Source organism: Noviherbaspirillum album, assembly GCF_035916955.1.
GTDB lineage: Bacteria > Pseudomonadota > Gammaproteobacteria > Burkholderiales > Burkholderiaceae_D > Noviherbaspirillum > Noviherbaspirillum album.
The window spans coordinates 1-18627 of record NZ_JAWIIV010000063.1 but is presented as its reverse complement, the minus strand read 5'-3'; the positions used below and the strand labels follow the sequence as shown (position 1 = coordinate 18627).

At 60.7% G+C, this 18627-nt stretch carries 25 protein-coding genes and 2 tRNA genes; 12 read left to right on the top strand and 15 right to left on the bottom strand.

Features of this window, described 5'->3' with window-relative positions; translation table 11 throughout:
• The first annotated feature begins 977 nt into the window (after positions 1 to 977).
• Positions 978 to 1364 carry a photoactive yellow protein gene (gene pyp / locus RY831_RS31350; RefSeq protein ID WP_326510235.1) on the top strand — a complete coding sequence of 129 codons (387 nt, stop codon included), beginning with the start codon at positions 978 to 980 and terminating at the stop codon, positions 1362 to 1364.
• Positions 1365 to 1366: 2 nt separating this feature from the next.
• Positions 1367 to 2644 (top strand): 4-coumarate--CoA ligase, encoded by a 1278-nt coding sequence (gene pcl / locus RY831_RS31345; RefSeq protein WP_326510234.1) that lies wholly within the window; start codon positions 1367 to 1369, stop codon positions 2642 to 2644.
• A 63-nt stretch (positions 2645 to 2707) separates the two neighbouring features.
• On the opposite strand, the gene RY831_RS31340 is transcribed toward pcl, so the two are convergent.
• Positions 2708 to 2783: transfer RNA gene (locus RY831_RS31340), tRNA-Arg, on the bottom strand.
• Between the two features lie 407 nt (positions 2784 to 3190).
• Between RY831_RS31340 and RY831_RS31335 the strand changes: the two genes are divergently transcribed.
• Positions 3191 to 4087 (top strand): c-type cytochrome, encoded by an 897-nt coding sequence (locus RY831_RS31335; RefSeq protein ID WP_326510233.1) that lies wholly within the window; start codon positions 3191 to 3193, stop codon positions 4085 to 4087.
• A 126-nt stretch (positions 4088 to 4213) separates the two neighbouring features.
• Here RY831_RS31335 and RY831_RS31330 read toward each other — a convergent pair whose 3' ends face one another.
• The 5 genes from RY831_RS31330 to RY831_RS31310 all read right to left on the bottom strand — a co-directional run bounded on the left by RY831_RS31330 (position 4214) and on the right by RY831_RS31310 (position 6953).
• Entirely contained in the window at positions 4214 to 4906 is a 693-nt protein-coding gene (locus tag RY831_RS31330; protein ID WP_437126346.1) for a YiaD family glycine zipper/OmpA-like lipoprotein, read from the bottom strand.
• A 132-nt stretch (positions 4907 to 5038) separates the two neighbouring features.
• Positions 5039 to 5434, bottom strand: coding sequence for a hypothetical protein (locus RY831_RS31325; RefSeq protein WP_326510231.1), 396 nt, complete (start codon positions 5432 to 5434; stop codon positions 5039 to 5041).
• Between the two features lie 21 nt (positions 5435 to 5455).
• A complete protein-coding gene (locus RY831_RS31320) occupies positions 5456 to 5854 on the bottom strand; it encodes a phage holin family protein (protein WP_326510230.1) in 399 nt (132 codons plus the stop codon).
• A gap of 8 nt (positions 5855 to 5862) precedes the next feature.
• Entirely contained in the window at positions 5863 to 6165 is a 303-nt protein-coding gene (locus RY831_RS31315; RefSeq protein WP_326510229.1) for an ElaB/YgaM/YqjD family protein, read from the bottom strand.
• Between the two features lie 230 nt (positions 6166 to 6395).
• A complete protein-coding gene (locus RY831_RS31310) occupies positions 6396 to 6953 on the bottom strand; it encodes a hypothetical protein (protein ID WP_326510228.1) in 558 nt (185 codons plus the stop codon).
• Positions 6954 to 7142: 189 nt separating this feature from the next.
• Here RY831_RS31310 and RY831_RS31305 point away from each other — a divergent pair, with 189 nt between their 5' ends.
• Together RY831_RS31305 and RY831_RS31300 are read left to right on the top strand one after the other, a co-directional pair.
• A complete protein-coding gene (locus RY831_RS31305) occupies positions 7143 to 7565 on the top strand; it encodes a hypothetical protein (protein WP_326510227.1) in 423 nt (140 codons plus the stop codon).
• A 153-nt stretch (positions 7566 to 7718) separates the two neighbouring features.
• The gene (locus RY831_RS31300; RefSeq protein ID WP_326510226.1) at positions 7719 to 8279 is read left to right on the top strand and encodes a hypothetical protein; all 561 of its coding nucleotides are present in this window, start codon (positions 7719 to 7721) and stop codon (positions 8277 to 8279) included.
• A 253-nt stretch (positions 8280 to 8532) separates the two neighbouring features.
• Here RY831_RS31300 and RY831_RS31295 read toward each other — a convergent pair whose 3' ends face one another.
• Positions 8533 to 9024, bottom strand: a complete 492-nt coding sequence (locus RY831_RS31295; RefSeq protein WP_326510225.1) for a TonB family protein — start codon at positions 9022 to 9024, stop codon at positions 8533 to 8535.
• Positions 9025 to 9259: 235 nt separating this feature from the next.
• On the opposite strand from RY831_RS31295, the gene RY831_RS31290 reads away from it, so the two are divergent.
• Positions 9260 to 9790: an SRPBCC family protein gene (locus RY831_RS31290; RefSeq protein ID WP_326510224.1), complete on the top strand. Its 531-nt coding sequence runs from the start codon at positions 9260 to 9262 to the stop codon at positions 9788 to 9790.
• A 40-nt stretch (positions 9791 to 9830) separates the two neighbouring features.
• Here RY831_RS31290 and pip read toward each other — a convergent pair whose 3' ends face one another.
• Positions 9831 to 10793 (bottom strand): prolyl aminopeptidase, encoded by a 963-nt coding sequence (gene pip, locus RY831_RS31285; RefSeq protein WP_326510223.1) that lies wholly within the window; start codon positions 10791 to 10793, stop codon positions 9831 to 9833.
• Positions 10794 to 11013: 220 nt separating this feature from the next.
• Between pip and RY831_RS31280 the strand changes: the two genes are divergently transcribed.
• Complete coding sequence (locus RY831_RS31280) at positions 11014 to 11547, top strand: DUF6622 family protein (RefSeq protein ID WP_326510222.1); 534 nt, start codon at positions 11014 to 11016, stop codon at positions 11545 to 11547.
• Positions 11548 to 11613: 66 nt separating this feature from the next.
• Positions 11614 to 11690, top strand: a tRNA-Asp gene (locus tag RY831_RS31275).
• A 167-nt stretch (positions 11691 to 11857) separates the two neighbouring features.
• On the opposite strand, the gene RY831_RS31270 is transcribed toward RY831_RS31275, so the two are convergent.
• Both RY831_RS31270 and RY831_RS31265 read right to left on the bottom strand, forming a co-directional pair.
• Positions 11858 to 12766, bottom strand: coding sequence for a recombination-associated protein RdgC (locus tag RY831_RS31270; protein WP_326510221.1), 909 nt, complete (start codon positions 12764 to 12766; stop codon positions 11858 to 11860).
• Between the two features lie 439 nt (positions 12767 to 13205).
• Positions 13206 to 13718 (bottom strand): hypothetical protein, encoded by a 513-nt coding sequence (locus RY831_RS31265; protein ID WP_326510220.1) that lies wholly within the window; start codon positions 13716 to 13718, stop codon positions 13206 to 13208.
• 447 nt (positions 13719 to 14165) lie between these two features.
• On the opposite strand from RY831_RS31265, the gene RY831_RS31260 reads away from it, so the two are divergent.
• The gene (locus RY831_RS31260) at positions 14166 to 14591 is read left to right on the top strand and encodes a hypothetical protein (protein ID WP_326510219.1); all 426 of its coding nucleotides are present in this window, start codon (positions 14166 to 14168) and stop codon (positions 14589 to 14591) included.
• Between the two features lie 2 nt (positions 14592 to 14593).
• Positions 14594 to 15499, top strand: a complete 906-nt coding sequence (locus RY831_RS31255; RefSeq protein WP_326510218.1) for an NAD(P)/FAD-dependent oxidoreductase — start codon at positions 14594 to 14596, stop codon at positions 15497 to 15499.
• Positions 15500 to 15567: 68 nt separating this feature from the next.
• Here the strand turns inward: RY831_RS31255 and RY831_RS31250 are convergent, their stop codons facing one another.
• The 4 genes from RY831_RS31250 to RY831_RS31235 all read right to left on the bottom strand — a co-directional run bounded on the left by RY831_RS31250 (position 15568) and on the right by RY831_RS31235 (position 17464).
• Positions 15568 to 16023 carry a hypothetical protein gene (locus tag RY831_RS31250; RefSeq protein WP_326510217.1) on the bottom strand — a complete coding sequence of 152 codons (456 nt, stop codon included), beginning with the start codon at positions 16021 to 16023 and terminating at the stop codon, positions 15568 to 15570.
• Between the two features lie 160 nt (positions 16024 to 16183).
• Positions 16184 to 16501: a DUF2288 domain-containing protein gene (locus RY831_RS31245; protein ID WP_326510216.1), complete on the bottom strand. Its 318-nt coding sequence runs from the start codon at positions 16499 to 16501 to the stop codon at positions 16184 to 16186.
• A gap of 8 nt (positions 16502 to 16509) precedes the next feature.
• Positions 16510 to 16728 (bottom strand): SlyX family protein, encoded by a 219-nt coding sequence (locus tag RY831_RS31240; protein ID WP_326510215.1) that lies wholly within the window; start codon positions 16726 to 16728, stop codon positions 16510 to 16512.
• A gap of 52 nt (positions 16729 to 16780) precedes the next feature.
• The gene (locus RY831_RS31235) at positions 16781 to 17464 is read right to left on the bottom strand and encodes an SDR family oxidoreductase (protein WP_326510214.1); all 684 of its coding nucleotides are present in this window, start codon (positions 17462 to 17464) and stop codon (positions 16781 to 16783) included.
• A gap of 37 nt (positions 17465 to 17501) precedes the next feature.
• Between RY831_RS31235 and RY831_RS31230 the strand changes: the two genes are divergently transcribed.
• Both RY831_RS31230 and RY831_RS31225 read left to right on the top strand, forming a co-directional pair.
• Positions 17502 to 17663, top strand: a complete 162-nt coding sequence (locus RY831_RS31230) for a hypothetical protein (RefSeq protein ID WP_326510213.1) — start codon at positions 17502 to 17504, stop codon at positions 17661 to 17663.
• A gap of 192 nt (positions 17664 to 17855) precedes the next feature.
• A complete protein-coding gene (locus tag RY831_RS31225) occupies positions 17856 to 18122 on the top strand; it encodes a hypothetical protein (protein ID WP_326510212.1) in 267 nt (88 codons plus the stop codon).
• 200 nt (positions 18123 to 18322) lie between these two features.
• Here RY831_RS31225 and RY831_RS31220 read toward each other — a convergent pair.
• Positions 18323 to 18627, bottom strand: a 305-nt coding sequence (locus tag RY831_RS31220) for a porin (RefSeq protein ID WP_326509149.1), incomplete at its 5' end; no start/stop codon positions are given.

Genomic DNA, 18627 nt, shown 5'->3' with positions numbered 1-18627 from the left:
GCGTGGCGGCTCGTCGTTGCAGCGTTGAAACACGTTTGTCGAGCGTGGGTTGGGGAACTGATTCTGTGGACAAGTGGCGGTTTTATCGTTGTTCGAGCGTGGGTCGGCGGCTGCGGAGCAGCGGTCGGCGCAGTGTCGTTGTCGGAGCGAGGCATGCGAGGCGGTGCCGGCATGCCAAAGCGAAGGCAAGCCACGCTCGAACGACGTGTGCGGGCACAGTAAGTCCCTGCTTACGGCTGTGGAAGTGACGTTGGTCGAGCGTGGCGCAGCGCATTGCGGTGTATTGGGCCGGGTGGCACGTCTTTCGAGCGTGGCCGGGGCGGCTTGAACGAACGAGGCACGTCGATCGAGCGTGGGCGAGGCGTGCCGAAAACTCCACCCGAGGCTGGCGGCGCGAGCCAGGAACACATCCGATATCGTCTTTCGACCGTGGAATGGACACCTGGAGACGCTCTGCATTGGTGTAGCCGGATAAAAAAGCCGTGCAGCAGGAGCAAATACACGTCGATCGAGCGTGGATGCCTAGCGTAGACGGAGCGAGCAGACACGTAGCTGGTGCGAGCGGGGCACGTATGCCAAGCGAGGCAAGCCCGTATGTGGAGCGAGTCAAGAACGTTTCCCGAGCGAGCTGGTTATTGAAAAACTGATTTCAAAACAATGACTTGCGCACGATTTTTAAGCGCTTAATCGGTTTTTAATCTTTGTAATCGGGCACGTCCAACGCTCGACAGACGAGGCTTGAATTGTGCACCCTCAAAGACGGATCCCCGCAGCTGCTATGGCCTCATGCACAGCCAACTCCAAGCATCTGCCTTATTGAGATAAATCAACAAATCCATTTTGTCCAAGACAAAATGTTGACAAGTGGAAATAGCGGTGTGATGATGGGTCATGTTTTCTTACGGAAACATTTGCCACTGCCCGGCATCAAGCGTGCAGATCGACTAACTAACATCACCAATTAAGGATAAATCATCATGAGCGACTTGGAACTCATCTCTTTCGGCAAAACTGATATCGACAATGTCATGAAAAAGATGGCTGCGGGCGACATAGACAAACTTGCCTTCGGCGCTATCGAACTGGACAAGAACGGCATCGTCCTGAAATACAATGCTGCGGAAGGCGCTATTACCGGACGCAATCCGGCAGCGGTAATTGGCAAGAATTTTTTCCGTGAAATCGCTCCCTGCACCGCGACACCGGCATTCAAGGGCGTATTCGAGCAAGGCGTCAGGGAAGACAACCTCAATACCATGTTCGAATATGTGTTCGACTACCAGATGAAGCCCACCAAGGTGAAAGTACATATGAAGAAAGCCCTCAGTGGAGGCAATTTCTGGATTTTCGTGAAACGGATCTGACCATGCATGCAGGCTTGGGCGAAGCATCGGTGAACGTCGGCACCTGGTGGAAGGATGAACAGGCGTTGCAGCGCTTCATCTGCAATCTGGTCGCGTCGGAACTGGCAGCGTTGCGTCCGGGAGGCGCCGCATTGCCCGGCTTTCCATGGGAAGCCGGCATGCACCTGGTCGACGACCTCGGCGCCGACTCGCTTGAGCTGCTGGCCATCGCCACCGCGTTGGCCGAGTCGCTGCATATGCAGGAATCAGGGTTCGAAGACTATCTTCTCGCCCGGGCGAACATTGGAGACTGGGTCCGCATCGCCCAGGCGAGCCTGCAACATTTTTCAGCAACGCTGACGTTCAGGACCTCGGGCAGCACCGGCCAGCCGAAGCCCTGCCGCCACCCGCTGCCGCTGCTTGCACAGGAAATCGACGAACTGGCCGCCCTGTTCAGAGATCGCCGGCGCATCTTGTCGGCCGTACCAAGCCATCACATTTACGGTTTTCTCTTCACGATATTGCTGCCGCACGCGTTGGGTATCGACGCCAGCCAGGTCATCGATCTGCGCGGAAGCTCGCCGGCCCGTCTCGCCCGCGAACTCCAGGACGGCGACCTCGTTATCGGCCACCCGGAATTCTGGCGCGCCGCGGCAAGACTGATGGGTCAGGTTCCGGCCGGCGTTATCGGCGTGACCTCCACCGCGCCGTGTCCGGCTGAAGTCATCCGGACGCTTGAACAGGCAGGAATGCGCAGGCTGATACAGGTTTACGGCAGCTCGGAGACTGCCGGCATCGCCTGGCGCGACAGCGCAACGTCTCCTTATAGGCTGTTCGGGCACTGGAAACGCTCGGAACAGCAGGAGCACCAGTTGATCCGCATGCTGCCTGACGGTCAGGAAACGGCCTATTCCTGCCAGGACCTGCTGCAATGGGCGGCGCCGAGAGAATTCACTCCCGCCGGCAGGCTGGACAATGCGGTGCAGGTAGGCGGCATCAATGTTTTCCCGGCGCGCATACGAGAGGTGCTGCTGCAGCACGAGGATGTCGCCGATGCGGCTGTCCGCCTGATGCGGCCGGAAGAAGGCTCGCGTCTCAAGGCTTTCATCGTTCCCAAGGCATCGGGCATCGACCAGGCAGACCTGCAGCTTCGCCTGCACACCTGGGTAGCGCAGCAATTGACTACGGCGGAGCGGCCAAAGGCATTCACTTTCGGCGAACATCTGCCAAAAGGCGGCATGGGCAAGGATGCGGACTGGATCATCGACCCGGCGCTACAGCCGGCAGGCGGCGCGCATTGACGCAAACCAGCCAAATAGCGAAGCGAACGCCGGATTGACGGGAAAGGTAAGGAAGGGAAACTGTGGCGCGGCTGGCTGGGATCGAACCAGCGACCCTTGGCTTCGGAGGCCAATACTCTATCCACTGAGCTACAGCCGCGTAGGTGGAACTGGAAAGAGGCTGAAGAATACCTTTTTTCGCGCCGCTCGTCCATGTGAATGCGCCGGGGAATGCAATTGTGCCGCTCCGGCGACCTCAGCGCGCGGCACGCAAGTCGCGTTTCAGGCATGCCGCCCTCTCTTCTACCATCGGATTTATCCTGTATGTGCAATGCGTCCTTCCCGCACCAGACTATTGGCCAAAGCTGGAAACATGACTCAAATGGGTTGCGAACCAAGTAAATATGCAGTGTTTCACTTGCATCATTCCCTCTGTTCTTTCGTTCCAAACCCTGAACTTTCCGACTATAATCAAGAGTTTTGCGAGGTGTTGCGCTGCTTGAAGTGAGAGCCACTGGCCCGATTTGCGCACCCGACCACCGGTTTTAAAAATGCACTGAGGGAATAATGAGCGACGCACACAACGAACACGAATCTCTGATCAAGACGCCAAAGCAGCTCATCGCAGCAATCGCCGCCGGTTTCCTGATTCCAATCATCGCTATCGTGCTGCTGGTTCAGTATGTGGCCAGTGAAAGCACATCGGGTGCAGGATCCGACAGCCAGACCCCGGAAGCTATCGCAGCACGCCTGAAGCCGGTCGCAGATGTCGGCTTCACCCTCAAGGATGCGAACGCTCCCAAGGTGCTGCAGACCGGTGAAGCAGTCTACAAGGCCGCGTGCGCGGCCTGCCACACCACGGGTGCCGCAGGCGCACCGAAGCTCGGCGATGCCGCCGGCTGGTCGCAACGTATCAGCCAGGGCCAGGCAACGCTGGTATCGAACGCCATCAATGGTATCCGCGCGATGCCTGCCAAAGGCGGCAATCCTGACCTCGACGATATCGAAGTCGAACGCGCAGTGGTGTATCTGGCCAATCAGTCGGGCGGCAAGCTGAAGGAACCCGAAGTCAAGGCCGCTCCGGCCGCGGCCGCTGCACCGGCCGCCACTGAAGCCGGCGCGCAAACCGCGTCCGCCACCCAGCCGATTACCTCTTCGCCTTCCCAGCAGACCCAGGCTGTCGCCAGCGCAGCCCAGCCGGCCGCCGCCGCCAAGGTCGATGGCAAGAAAGTCTACGACACCGCCTGCGTGGCTTGCCACGGTCCCGGCGTGGCCGGCGCACCGAAGGTCGGCGACAAGGAGGCATGGGCACCGCGTATCAAGCAGGGCTCGGCAACCATGTACGAACACGCGATCAAGGGCTTCCAGGGCAAGGCTGGCGTGATGCCTCCGAAAGGCGGATCGACCGCGTCGGATGAAGAAGTCAAGGCTGCCGTGGACTACATGGCCGACGCTTCGAAGTAATTTGCCCGCTGCGGCAGAAAAAAGCCGACCCTCGGGTCGGCTTTTTTATTGGCTGTCGGATTGCAGCGGGAACTCGTATCGGCAAAAGATTCAGCTGCTGTCTTTCCCCCTGGTTCCCCCCGTTTATTAACGCGCCTGTATCGGCTGAGGCACCTGTTGCGCCGCTGCCTGCGGCTCGGCGACATAGATCTCGACGCGGCGGTTGCGTGCACGATTGGCTTCGCTGTCATTGGGGGCGATCGGTTCGCGCGAGCCGCGGCCATCGACGCTGATGCGATTCATGGCGACGCCGCGCGCTGCCAGATAGTCGCGCGTATTTGAGGCGCGATTGACGGAAAGCGGGTTGTTGATCGCATCGCCGCCAGTGATATCGGTATGGCCGACGATAGTGACGCGGCTGTAAGGATTGTCGACGAGGCCGGATGCGAACTTGTCGAGAATGGGGCGGAAGTTGGGCTTGATATCGGCGCGATTGGTGTCGAACGAGATGTCAGTCGGGATATCAAGCTTGAGGCGGTTGTCGGCGGTCTGGGTCACCTGCACGCCTGTGCCCTGGGTCGCCTGTTCCATCTGCCGCTTCTGCTGCTCCATGCGGTTGGACCAGATATTGCCGATGATGGCACCCGCCGCGCCGCCGACCACGGCGCCGGTAGCCGCCCTGCGGCCGCCGCCGGGGCCGACTGTGCCGCCCAGCACGGCGCCCAGGCCGGCACCGACGCCGGCACCGGTGGCGGTGCCGCGCTGCACTTCATTCATGCTGGCGCAGCCGCCAAGTCCGACTGCGGCGGCGAGCGTTGTGACGAATATTTGCTTGCGCATTTGCATGTCCTCTTGGGTAAAAACACCTTTTGGACATTGGGGTTGCAAGCCGAGTTCGTCCAGTTACAAATGGTGATAATTGCTTACGGATACAGTCACACAACGAGCCGGGTCTTCCAGGCTTTCAGGGTTTCAGGCTTTCAAATCGCCAGCGGACTCCTGTCGCCTCGTCTCGCGCACCTGATTCCGCGCTGCCGCTTTCGGTGATTTGAAACGGAAGAAAAGATAGCCGGCGGTACCGGCGGCTACCGCGGTCCCGAGCGCCGTTCTCGCCAGGCTTTTCTTTTCCAGCAGACGTGTCAGCAGAGGCAGGGCAATGGGCGCTACCGCTTGCAGGTCGGCCGCCGACAAGTTGCCGATGCGGCGCATCGCGATCTCGCTTGCGCTTGTTTTAAGCTGTTGCAGTGCGCTGCCGACCAGCGCTCCGCGGCTGGTCTTCGCGGACACCGCGCTTTTCGCCAGCAGGAGGTCGGCACGATGCAGCGCACCTTCTGCAATCAGCTGCTTCTTGCGTTCGGAATGTGTCATGCGGTGATCTCTCCTTGCGGTTTAAAGCAGCGCATCGCGGTCCTTGCGAAGTTCGGCCATGGTGGCCTGCAGCGACAGCTTGCCGTCGCCCAGCAGCGAGCGCACGCGCATGAACAGGGCCAGCGCGAACAGGGAGTACAGCGCTGCCATCAGCAGCAGGATGGTCCATCCCATTGCATCCCATGCCAGCACCACGATCAGCGCGGTCCAGAAGCCGAGCGCAAACAGCAGCAGGACGAGGCCCGCCGCGCCGATGAGCACCATGCGCAGCAGGTTATCGCGCACTTCTCCCGCTTCCAGCGCGGCCAGTTCGAGACGGTTATGAAACAGCGCGAGGGCAGTCTTCGCGACACCGGTGATCCCGGCCACGAGGCCGGGCTCTGGATCGGGAATGTTCGCCTTGCCGGATTGATTGTCCATGGGCCTGCTTACCGACGCGACAGCAACAAGCCGATCAGCAAGCCTGCGCCGGCTGCAACGCCAACTGCCTGCCATGGATGCTCGCGGACCAGGTCGTCCGTGGTCTGTGCGGCGACCTTGCCTTTTTCCATGGCAATGACCTGCACTTCCTGCGCCCGCTCCATGGCGGTATCGAGCAATACAAGGCCTCTGGCACGCAATTCATCGGCCTTGACACCGGTCGTCTGGGTCGCTTCGCGAAACAGGTCCTGCGCCTCCTTGATCAAGGTTCTCATATCGTTGCGGACGGTCTTGATATTGGAAGTCTGCATGGCGATTCTCCTTTGGCATTCAAACAATTGCGACAATTGCGGCCGGCATGATAACGCATGGCTGCGAAGCCGGTGCCGGCATGGTCAAATTCTACGCGTTCGGCGACATAATACAGAACCGGCACGTTATCTCTGGTTGCGCGGGCTGCACAGGGTGCGCGCACGGTCCGCAGTGCAGCCGCAAGCTGCAACCGCCGGCATCCATCATGAAAACTGGCATTGATGCGGCATCAGGGAGCGGGATCCTTGCTCCGTTCGCGCAATTCCGCGATGCCTTCGATGCTTCCCAGTCGAATAACGACCGGATTGCCCGACAGCGTCCGCTGGGTGGGCCGCCAGGCGAACAGCCATTCCTTTTCCGCCGCCAGTTGCCGCGCTTTCGAAAACACGGCACCCAGCGGGCTGGGCTTGCCATAGGAAATGGCGGCGTCGATGCCGGCCCAACTCGGCAGCACGCGCTGCGCCGCCCGGTGCACCCTTTCGCCGAATGCTTCGACGTCATGAATCACGAGGCAGCAGTCTGCGCCGCCGAATGCATCGAACAGGAAATCGTCCCAGGCACTGGCCATGCTCAGGGTCAGAAAGCCCGTGGGCATAGCCGCCGGCTTTGGCCCGAAGGGCATGATCTGGTCGCTTCCCGCCATGGCATATGCAGTGCTGGCGGGCGGGCACAGCCGGAATTCACCTTGTGTCAGGGAGCGTTCAAGCCACTGGCGTTGCGAATAGCGGTAAAGCTTGGAGGGGCGGGCATAGGAGCCGGCGAGTGAAAGAGACTGCAATGGATTCATGAATTCGATCAGGTAGGACGTGCAGTCATTTAAACAGATTCGTCCGTTGCTGACAAACAAAGCCCTGCCGTCGGCACATCGTCGGCATATGGCAACGCAGCTGCAATATTTCCGTACCACATCGTTTATGATGAGGAACAAACCAGCCGGTCTGTGTTTACCGGCGGACTTCAGCCAGAAGGAACTTTCATGCGCTCAAATATTACCGCGTTGGCAGCAATCGCATTGACGATGGCATGCAGTGCTGTCCAGGCATCGGACATCAATGTCGGCGTCAGCGTCAGCGGACAGATCAGTCCCGGGGTCTATGGCCGGGTCGATATCGGCAATGCGCCACCTCCGGTGGTGTATCAGCAGCCCGTGATCATTACGCGCCAGGCACGCCCGGTGGCGCCGGTCTACATGCATGTTCCGCCAGGGCATGCCAAGAACTGGGGCAAGCACTGCCATAAATACAATGCCTGTACCCAGCCTGTCTATTTCGTCAAGTCGGGCGAATATGGGGGCAAGGAAAAGGGACATGCTGGTAAACACGGTGGACGTCATGGTCATGAAGATCGTCATCAGGAACACGACAGGAAGGAAAAGAAGCACAAGCACCAACACGATTAGCCCGCTTGGGATTTGACCGGAACGCGTTCCGGCTTTTACTCTCGCGCTGCCGCCAAGGCAGGTGTGGGAACCCTTCCCCTCAGCTCCCGGAACGAAAAAAGCGGCCAATCGGCCGCTTTTCGCGTTGCAGCTTGATGCTTATATGCTGCTTATTTGCTGCTGGAGGGCGATGTGCCCTGGCCGGAAGCCGACGTCGAACCCGAACCGGCTGTCGCGCCCGAAGAATCGGACTTCTTGGCCTTGCTGGCTTTTTTCTGGTCGCTCTTTCCTGCCTTGCTGTCGCTGCCGCCGGAGGAGCCGGAGCTGGCTGCCGCGCCGCGGCCGCTGCTGGTGCTGGATGCGGTGCCGGAGCTGCCGCTAGCACCGCTGGTGCCGGTAGTCGCGCTCGGGCTCGAAGTGGTGGCGCTGGAGCCTGTGCTACCGGTACCGCTGGCGCCGCTGGCACCACTGCTGCCCGAGCTGCTCGACGGGCTGGGTGTGTTCGGTGGAATCGAGGTGGATGTGCCGCTGCCGCCTGCCATGCCGGCGTCGCTGCCGGTGCCGGCGCCGGACGCGCCAGTTGCGTTCTGGGAACGGACCGTGGAAGAAGGCGAAGTGGAGCTGCTGCCGGCGCCAGTTGATTGGGCTATGGCGAGCGAAGACACTGATGCGATCACGACAAACGATAGTGTCCGAAGTTGGGTAGTTAAGGTCATTGCTAACTCCTTCAATTAAAAGAAAAGCATCACCGATGCAGCAGTTTGGATGCAGGCCTTGTTCGCTTGTTCAGGCAAATCGGCTGTGCATTGCCCAAATAGGCATGCGATTTTTACAAGTGATTGAATTAAAAGGAGTTTTACCGATGTAATAATCTGTAACGGCAATACCGCCCTGCTCCGCAGCATTAAGCAAGGTGCAGGGCGGTATTGCCGTTGATTTGTCAGGCCGTCAGCCTGCCAGGCTGTCAGCAGTCAACCGTAAAGCCGGATCACTGATCCATCTGAGGCAAGGCTAGGGAGCGCAGTTGAAAGCGCCCGTCATTGTTGAACAGCCATGTTTCGGAAAGTTCCACTTTTCCCTGGCGCAGCAAATGCGGCGCCGGCTTCGGAAAAGGCCCGGCATTGCGCAGCGAGGCCAGCGCGGTGGCTTCCGTCTCGCGATCGCGGTTGGAGCGCATGATCTCGCTGCGCAGCAACCGCCCGCCGCCGTCGACCGAGTAACGCACCACGACCACTGAGCGCAGCAGCGCCTGCGGCCGCGTGGTGTACACCTTGATCGAATTGACTTCCGTGATGCGCTGTGCAAGATCGCGCTTGTAACCGTCAACCGTGTTTTCGGTGGAAGTGGCATCAGGATAAGTCTCCACTCTCTCGATGCGAGAGGCGCTGCCGGCCGAACGTTCCCGTGGAGCATCCGTCGTGCGGGTCGAACATCCTGCGCAGATAAGGATGGCGAGCATGGATACGAATTTGAGTTTCATGGCGTCCGTCGAAAGTAGGGAATCAGGCGGAATGCAAGGGAACAAGCGGCGCTCATCGGGAATCATTCAGAAGTCATCATTTACGCTAATTGCGCCGGACTTCGCGACAAGGCGGATGCAGGCAGTTCGAAAATAATCCGGTGCGAATTCAGGCCAATAGCAATATTACCGGCGGTTACATGTTTATCGCCAGCATTCCTTGAACGTTGCCGGTCCTTTCCATGGAGAGAGCAAGATGTTTGGTCATTTTGGTTTTCCGTCTTCCGGAGTACGCGCGCATGCGCAGCGCGGCAGTCGCGGCGGCAACGGCTTTTTCGAGGTCGAGGCCAGCGGCTTTGCACGGGGAAGCCCGGCCCAGGCCTGGGCCGTGATGAGCGATTACGAGCGCCTCGCCGACTTCGTGCCTGATCTCGAATCGTCGCGCGTGCTGTCGCGCACCGGTCCGGTTGCGATTGTCGAGCAGGTCAGCCGCGTCGGCATCATGCTGATGTCCTACGTGGTCCGCATGCAGGTGCGCATCGAGGAGCGGCCGATGTCGGCGATCGATGTGTCATTGATCTCCGGCGACATGCGCCACTATGCGGTGCACTGGAAGCTGGAGCCGGCACGTCAGGACGGGGTTGACGGCACCCTCCTGCGCTTTTCCGGCGAACTGGAACCCCAGTTCTTCATTCCGCCCATGGTCGGCCAGTCCGTGGTGCAAGCCAATGTCAGGCAACTGATGGAAGCGGTCGTGTCGGCGATCGAAAAGCGCAGCGCGCACTGATTTGGCTGGCGGCGCTTGGACCGGCCACACATTCTCGGGATCATGCGAAGCTGCGGCTTCGACGGAATTGTTCGGTCGCGGCAATCAGCGCACTGGCGATTCCAGGTTCATAGCCCGAGTGGCCAGCGTCGCCGATCACCTGCAGTTTCGCGCCCGGCCAGGCGTGGTGCAGGCGGTATGCGCTTTTCGGCGGACAAATGACGTCATAGCGCCCCTGGACGATCACCGCCGGCAAATGCTCGATGCGCCCGATCCCGCGTATCAGCTGATCCTCGCCGAAGAAGCCTTCATGCAGAAAGTAATGCGCTTCCAGCCGCCCTATTCCGAGGCTGACGTGGTCGGCACTGAAATCATCGATTGCCTGCAGGTCCGGCCTCAGGAACAGGCAGCGCCCTTCGTAGCGGCTCCAGCTGCGAGCTGCGGGCAGGTAGAGCTCGGGGTCGTCGGAGAACAGGCGCTTGCGGTAGGCCTGCAGCAGGTCGCCGCGTTCGTGTTCGGGTACGTGGGAGGCGAATTCCGCATGCACCTCCGGAAAGAACCACCCGATACCATTCATGAACCAGTCGATCTCGGCTGGCGTGCAGAGGAAGATGCCGCGCAGGATGAAGCCGAGGCAGGATTCCGGATGCGCCTGTCCATAGGCCAGCGCCAGCGTCGATCCCCATGAGCCACCGAACACCAGCCATTGCTCGATGCCGAGCATGGAGCGCAGGCGCTCGATGTCCTCGATCAGCAGCGGCGTGCTGTTGTTGCGGTACTCCCCCAGCGGGGTAGACTTGCCGGCGCCGCGCTGGTCGAACAGCACGATGCGGTAATGAGCGGGATTGAAAAAGCATCGATGCCGCGGCGATGTGCCGCCGCCGGGACCGCCGTGCAGGAACAGAACCGGCAAGCCGTCCGGATTGCCGGACTCTTCCCAGTAAATCGCATGGACGTCATCCACCTGCAGCATGCCATGGCGGTAAGGCTCGATAGGCGGAAAAAATGGCGCGGTGTCGGTCATCGGATTCTCCAGAATGCGAAGCAGGACATTGTAAGGCCCGGCAAGGCAAGGCGACAGTCCTGGCAGCCTCGCCCGGAGATCATCCGACCACGTCCCGGAACCGGCGTTTCATGCCGTGTTTTCCGCAGTTCGTCGCATGCCGCTTTCAACGGCATATGAACCTGCACAGAATCGCCGAATCGCCGAATCGCCATTTCGCCGAACGGCCAAGGAGACATCCATGCTGCAACAGATTCTGTTCAACACGCCCATCTGGGTCTGGGTCGTGCTTGCCTTCCTGATATACCGCGGAATGCTGGCCAGCATCGGCCGCGAAACCAGCATCCGGCGGTTGTTCATCATTCCGCTCGCCATGCTGGCCCTGTCGATTCACGGCATCGCGACAAGCTTCGGACCTGTCGCCGGCGGTCTCCCGGCATTCTCGATATGGCCCGCATGGCTAACCGCAGCGGTTGCCGGCACTGCATTGGCGTGGGCGATGTTCAGCCTCGACAGCGTCAGCGTCTATCCGGAGCGCGGCACCGTCTTCCAGCAAGGCAGCTGGATGCCGCTGATGCTGATGGTGTCGATCTTCCTGATGAAGTACGCGTTGAATGTCATTCTGCATGTCGCCCCTCAGGCCGCGCAGGATACCGGGTTTGTTATCGCTGCCTGCATGCTGTACGGCCTGTTCAACGGCATTTTCATCGGACGCTTGCTGCGCATTTTTGCAATTTACCGATTGGGAGTAGCCAGGAAATATAAATTGCTGTAGACTTGCGGTCCTTCAGATGTGGCGACACACATCGCATGAACGGCAGCGCCGGACATGGAGTTTTTAGGAGTGGTAGTTCAGTTGGTTAGAATACCGGCCTGTCACGCCGGGGGTCGCGGGTTCGAGCCCCGTCCACTCCGCCAGCATTCAAAAAGACGAACTTCGGTTCGTCTTTTTTTTCGCCCGCATTTTCGCACGAGGGGCGTACATGCGGCATCGTGATGATCCATGGCGACGCAAGGCGAATCTTCCGCCCTGCGCTTCGGGATGTACTTCAGATTGCTTTCAGCGGATTGCTTTCAGCGTCAGGTCAGGCTGCCTTCTTCTGCTGTTCTTCGCCGCCCAGCGCGGCTACCAGGTCGGCGATCAGCTTCGCCAGCTCGCCGGTCATCAATGCGAAATCCGTATCGAAACGTTCGTCGTCATTCTGCGTCGACTTGTCGTTTTCCTTGAGCACGTCCAGCGGCGCGACGCGCTTGATGGCCAGCGATTCGGTGAGCACGAAGGAGACGCGGTCGCTCCAGGTCATGGCCAGCCGCGTGCATTGCTTGCCGGCGGCGATATGGCGGCGCACATCGTCGGCTTCGAGCGTATGCCGCACGTAACGCACGGTGGCCTTGCCCTCGTTCGTGGCGCGCAGTTCGGTATCCTGGTCGACGGTGAAACCGCCCGGCGCTTCATCGGCCGCCAGCCAGTCGGTCATGGCCGACAGCGGCGAGCGCTCGGTGCGCAGCGATGCGAAGGGCAGCGTCTCCAGCGATTTGAGCAGCAGCTTGAATACTTCGTCGGCCTTGGCCGGGCTGGCTGCGTCGACGGCCAGCCAGCCGTTGACAGGATCGATCCAGACTCGGGTGCTGCGCTGGATGCTGAAAGCGCGCGGCAGCAGTTCGTCGGCAACCTGCTCCTTCAATTCCTTCATCTGCTTGCGGCCGGGCTTGAAACCCTGCTGCTCTTCGATTTCGGCGGCGCGTGCCTTGGTCACCTGGTTGACGACGGTCGACGGCAGCAGCTTCTTTTCGGTGTCAAGCTGCAGCAGCATCTGCCGGTTGACGGTATGGACCAGCATGCCGTTGCCGCGCGGGGATTGCCAGCCCTGGCTCTGCAGTTCGCTGCTCGAGCAGGGCGCGAATTCATGCTTGGCCAGCGCGGCTTCAAGTTGCTCGGATGTCATGGTCCATGGAGCAGTGAGACGATAGATTTGCAGGTTCTTGAACCACATGCTGGGCACCCAAAAAATGGGCCATTCTACACGCGGGGTCCGGCAGCGTCAGTTGCGAATTGCAACAGCCGGATTGCTTTGCAACTGCTTTGCAACAGCCTTGTATCCTCGACAAACAGGCTAGAGCGGTTTCCGCTCCCCTTTGTCGAACTGCTCTTTCATGCCATGTCGCACACATCCGCTGCGGCATGGAAGCAGGCGCAGGGGCGCCCGCGGCAAGTGCGATGGATAAGGTTTGGAACCGGCCCGTTTATGGTGGCCGATAGAAGAAGCACGCATGGAAATGGCCGTCAATGCACGGCGACTCTGCGCACCGCTGAAAATGCACCGCCGCCGTGAACGGCGGCGGGCATCGGTGAATTGCCTGCAGGAGGAAGGAGGAGCGGGCAGGCGCAGCGTTTGACTGACCGCCCGCCGGGGGTGTAGCGTGTTTTCGTATTTAACGGCCGGATGTGGTATTCAGGCCGTCGACGTTGCGCTGCATCGGACCGCTGGCGGTCGGATTCTTGATCAGTGCATTGGCTTCCTTCTTTTCTTCCTTGTATTGCTGCTTGGCTGCCTTCTTGCTTTCCTTGTATTCCTGCTTGGCTTCCTTGCGTGCCTGGCGGCGCTGCACATAGGGATCGTTCGAAGCGCTGGCAGCGGGATTGCTTGCGGTGCCGGCCGGCGCTGCGGTCGATGCCGTGCCAGACGTGGTAGCCGATGTCGTGGCAGACGAGCCGCTGGAAGACATGCCGGATTTCGGCGGAATCGAGGTCGATGTGCCGGTATTGCCGACCATGCCGGCGTCGCTGCCGGTGCCCGCGCCGCTTGCGCCGGTCGCATTCTGCGCCGGCACCGAACCTGCCGATGCGGCGCTGCTGGTATCGGTACCGGTAGTGGTCTGCGCAGTAGCAAGATTTGCCAATGCAACAATTGCGGATCCGAACAGGATCTTGTGCAGTTTAGCCATGATGGACTCCTGGAAATTGAAAATGGGATGGGCGGGTTCGATAAGTTCGCCGTAGTGTGTCGTGGATACTCGCGACCATGCGGAAGACAGCCCGCGCACGTTATCCAAGTGACAAAAACGGCGAAAGGAAAGTTCCGGCGGCGGTGAAGTTTGAATAAGTACAGCGCATGTTCCGGTGCGTCTCGTGTTGCGTACGTTGTTGCATCATGCGGTCAAATTTACAGCAGGCTTGGCAGAAGTACGCACAACGCCATCCGGGCCGTGGCGAATCTCCGTGATCCTTGGCGCCTGCCGCAGCCCTGACGATATGACGGCGGGACTTGCCCCGGCATCTCCTTCGAGCAGGCGGTGCAAAAGCGGCGCGCATACAGCGGCATGGATATTGCAACGCCGTCGGAAACGCTTGCGATGCAAGCGCGCCGATCATTGATGGAAGGAGTGCAAATCATGGCAACCAGTACCCTCGACCCCGACAACATTCCCGAACCGGATCGCCAGCTTGCCAAGGGGCATGGCACGGATGCGCTCGGCCCGAGCGACCTTTCCGATACCGGAAGCGACGTACAGGGCGGCCTGCGTTCCGCAGGTGAAATGGATATCGGCCTCGACAAGGGCACGAACGAAGATCCCGACGCTGGCGGCCGCGACATGACGGCCGGCCCGGACCTCGGCGACACGGGCCTCGACAGCGATTCATCGGGCACCGGCGAACGTGCCGCAGCGGGCCGCGACTCCGCTATCGAAGCAGGATCGGATATCGATGTCGACAGAATCGATCATGTGAATCCGGGCGAAGATGACGATCCTGCCCAGGATGATTTGTTCACGCGACCGCAAGGCTCGCCGGAACGACCTCAGCCTGACCGCCGATGATCATGAAAGATCTCGACTGCCTGATCATTGGTGGTGGCGCGGCGGGCCTGACGGCAGCGGTCTACCTTGCCCGCTTTCGCCGACGTACGGAAGTGGTGGATGGCGGCACCAGCCGCCTGCTGCAAATACCGACCTCGCATAATTATCCGGGCTACCGCAGCGGGATCCATGGCAACGACATCCTGGCGCGTCTGCGCGCGCAGGTGGAGGAATACGATATTCCCGTGAAATCGGCCACCGTCGAATGGCTGCGGCGCGAAGAGGATGGCAGCTTCACTGCGGGTGCCGGCGACTTGCTCTGGCATGCGCGCAGCGTGATTCTCGCCACTGGCGTGGTCGATGTCGAACCGGCGTTCTCCGACGTCAAGCAAGCGGTCACAAATGGATGCCTGCGGTATTGCCCGGTCTGCGACGGCTTCGAGGCGAGCGGCAGGAGCGTCGGCGTCATCGGACACGGCAAGGGCGGATTGGGCGAGGCCGCATTCGTAAGCCACTTCGCCTCCAGCGTGCGCCTGTTCACGCTGGGCGAGGCTATTGATCCGGACCCGGACGAACGTGCGCGGCTGGAACGCGCGCAGGTGCAGGTCGTGCATGAACCGGTGGATGGCCTGTCGCAGGCCGAAGCCGGCGGCATGTGCATCGAACTGCGCAATGGCGAGCGGCACTCCGTCGATATCGTCTATGCGGCGCTCGGCACCATGGTCAATTCAGGATTGGCGCAGCTGCTCGGCGCCCGCCAGACCGACAACGGTGAATTGCTGGTGGACGGGCACCAGCAGACCTCGGTCGACGGCCTGTATGCCGCCGGCGATATTGTCGCGGGACTGAACCAGATCACGGTCGCCCAGGGGCAAGCGGCGATCGCTGCAACCGCCATCCACAACCGCCTCAACGCATGGCATGACTGAGAGCGGCCGATGATTTGTTGATTTGTTGATTTGTTGATGACGCAGGCAGGCGGCCCGGCCGCCCGGATTCAGAGATCGCCTTCGGACACCAGCAAGTCGGTGATGAGCACTTCACGCAGCTTGTCGGTATGTAGAGCTTCATTGCCGGCCTGAAGGAATGCCTGCTGCAATTCGGCGATGCCGTCGGCCGAGCGCACGCGCATCGGGTCGGCTTCCATGAGAGTGCGCGCCATGATCTGCTCCAGCGCCCGCTTGTTGCCGGCCGCCCAGTCGGCGTCGTTGCCGGTGGTCCTGACTGCCAGGCCGGCACGGATCGAGTGCCCGTCCCTGCTGATGGCAATGGCTGGCAGCGTCAGGTAGCTCGTTTCAGAGCTGCGCTTCTGCTCATATTGCCAATACAACCAGACGGCGGCGAATCCGGCGGCAAGCGTGATGACGACCGCGGCAATGGAAAGGGGCAGCAGTCGATCGGGCGCGGCGGATTTCGAAGTGGGCTGGGGTTTGGGCTTGGCTTTATTGGGCATGGTGCGATGAGGACAACGGCTTGCGTAGCAAGCACATTCTACCTGCCGTAGGCGCAGGCTCCGCGTCCGGCAGCGCGCATTGCATCGCGCTGTACGCTCGCAGCAACACTCGGATACTCGAACACACGGATGGAAGAGGCAATGCCGGCCAACTGCGCGGTCAATGCATGTTCCGCATCTTTTCGCACTGCACGAGTATCCATGGCTTGACGACCACGGCCCACAGGCTGAGGTCGGCTTCCAGCCAGGCACGGGCCTGGGCATCATTGGCCCTGGCGATCAGGCCGTCGTTCATCCATTGCGCCACGGCGTTCTTGTCGTCCTGCGCGATGCGCACTGCGACGTCGACCAGGTCGAGCGTGTCATTGACCACGATGACGGAGCCGCCGGCATAGAAACGCTGCAATTCTTTCCACGGCAGGCGCGAGGTTTCGCCGTTGATCTTGGCGCGCAGCAGTTCGGTATGGTTGTCGCTCATGTCTGTTATCAGTAATGGGGCGGTTTTTCATTGAACGGTGCTGCATGGGCACCATCCTTGGCGGCGTCGCGCATTTCCCGGAGTTGGCGGGCCAGCGCCGTGCACAGGGCCTCGAGTTCGTCGATCTTTTTCTGCTGCTCGTAGATCGTTCGGTTCAAAGTGTCGGCCAGGTCTTCCTGCCGCGCAATCTTGATTTCGATATCCACCAGGCGCTCTTCGATTGTCATGCTCGCCTTTCAAAAAAAGCATCGATTGTATCAACGCATCGCCAACAGCTTATCAACGCGCCACCCAGCCGCCGCACACCGGGAATACCTGGCCGACGAAGCAGCTGGCGGCGTCGCTGCAGAGATAGGCGGCGAACATCGCATCTTCGCGCTGGCTGACCAGGCGGCCGAGCGGCACCTCCCGCTTCAGCCTTTCCTGAAAAGCCGGGTTGGCCTGCACCTCGGGCGGAAAATAGGTGGGATTCTCGACGAAGTTCTGGGCAATCGCATTGACCTGCACATTATGCGGCGCGGCTTCGACGCCCACCGCCTGAATGTAGGCGAGCTGGGCGCCGCGCGCGGCGCTGTAGGTCGATGTGCGTTTCATGCCGCGTAATGCTGAGGCGCTGCCGATCAGCAGGATCTTTCCGGATTTGCGTTCGGTCATCTGCGGCAGCACCGCGCGCACCAGGCGCGGCAGCGGGTCGACCATCTGCGCGAACGCCTGCCGCCACTCTTCGTCCCCGACCTGGGCGGCAGGCGTGCTGGGGGCGGGAATGGCGAGATTGATGATCAGCGCATCGATGCGGCCGGCGGACTGCATCATGGCTGCCACCGCCGCATCGTCCTGCAGCAGGCTCTTGTCGGCCAGCACGTCGGCGCCGAGTTCGGCCAGCACGTCGCACAGGGCCGGTCCCATGAATGTATCGGCCTGGGTCACTAGAATTCGCTTGCCATGCAGATTGAATGCCGTCATGCCTGTCTCCGTATGTTGTTGTTGGATGGATTCGCCAGTGAAAAAACCATTTTACGGCCTGGCATCGGAGAATGCAGGCCGGCGTCGGTTGCGCCAGCTACCGGATGGACCTGGTACCGATGCGCGCCAGGGTGGCATTGCCGGCGAAGTGGCCGGTCTGCGAAACCTGCGCCGCATGCCTGCTGTCTGTAGGGAGTGAATGCAAGCTGCAGTCTGCATGAGCACTTCCCGGCTTTATCGTCCGCCATTTGGAGTTGCATGCCGCGAGGAGATTCCATCCGCATGTCTGGTCATTGCCGATGCTCAAGCATCGGCGAATCTCCGGCTGCAGTATCATCGGTTACGAGTTCAGGCGCCTGCATGCAACGGCGCGTTCACACCAGGGTAAGCCATGAGATCAACCAAAGCCAGCGCCGCCATCACCCGGCTCAATGCACGCGATATGGATTATCGCTATTCGCTCGGGATTAATGCCGCGGGACTGTTCTATCTATTGCGCGCCGCACCGGGCGCCAAGCCGGAAAAGGTCAGCGACGATATGCCGCTGGATGAATTCGTGCAGCTGGTCAATCAGACCGGGCCGCAGAAAAAGGTGAAGGTCAGCAAGCTGGATGTCGCGTTTGAAAAGCAGCTCGCCGACCGCAGCCGCAGGGAGTGATCCGAAATCATCCGCCCCTGATNAAGGTCAGCAAGCTGGATGTCGCGTTTGAAAAGCAGCTCGCCGACCGCAGCCGCAGGGAGTGATCCGAAATCATCCGCCCCTGATGAAAAAAGCGCTGCCCGCCAAAAGGCGGGGCAGCGCTTGCCGTCCTTGCGGCAAGCCGCAAGGACCATTCCCGTTTCGCCTGATGACGGCGATCAGAAGCGGTGACGCACGCCGACGTTGAAGATCGACGGATCCAGGCCTGCTGCAGCCGGGCTGCCCACGGTCGCAGCCGCATCGTTCTTGATGCGGGCATACGAGGTGTACAGGTTGGTGCGCTTGGACAGCGCGTGGGTGTAGCCGATGGCCCACTGGTCGGCATCGCGCGTACCGCCGCCGATGTCGTCGTTGCGGCGGATGTAGGACGCCAGGATGGTGCCAGCGCCGATCGGGGCGCTCACGCCGAGCATGGCGTCGTCGCGGTCGAGGTTGGTCACGCCGAGCGCGGTCTCGCCCTTGC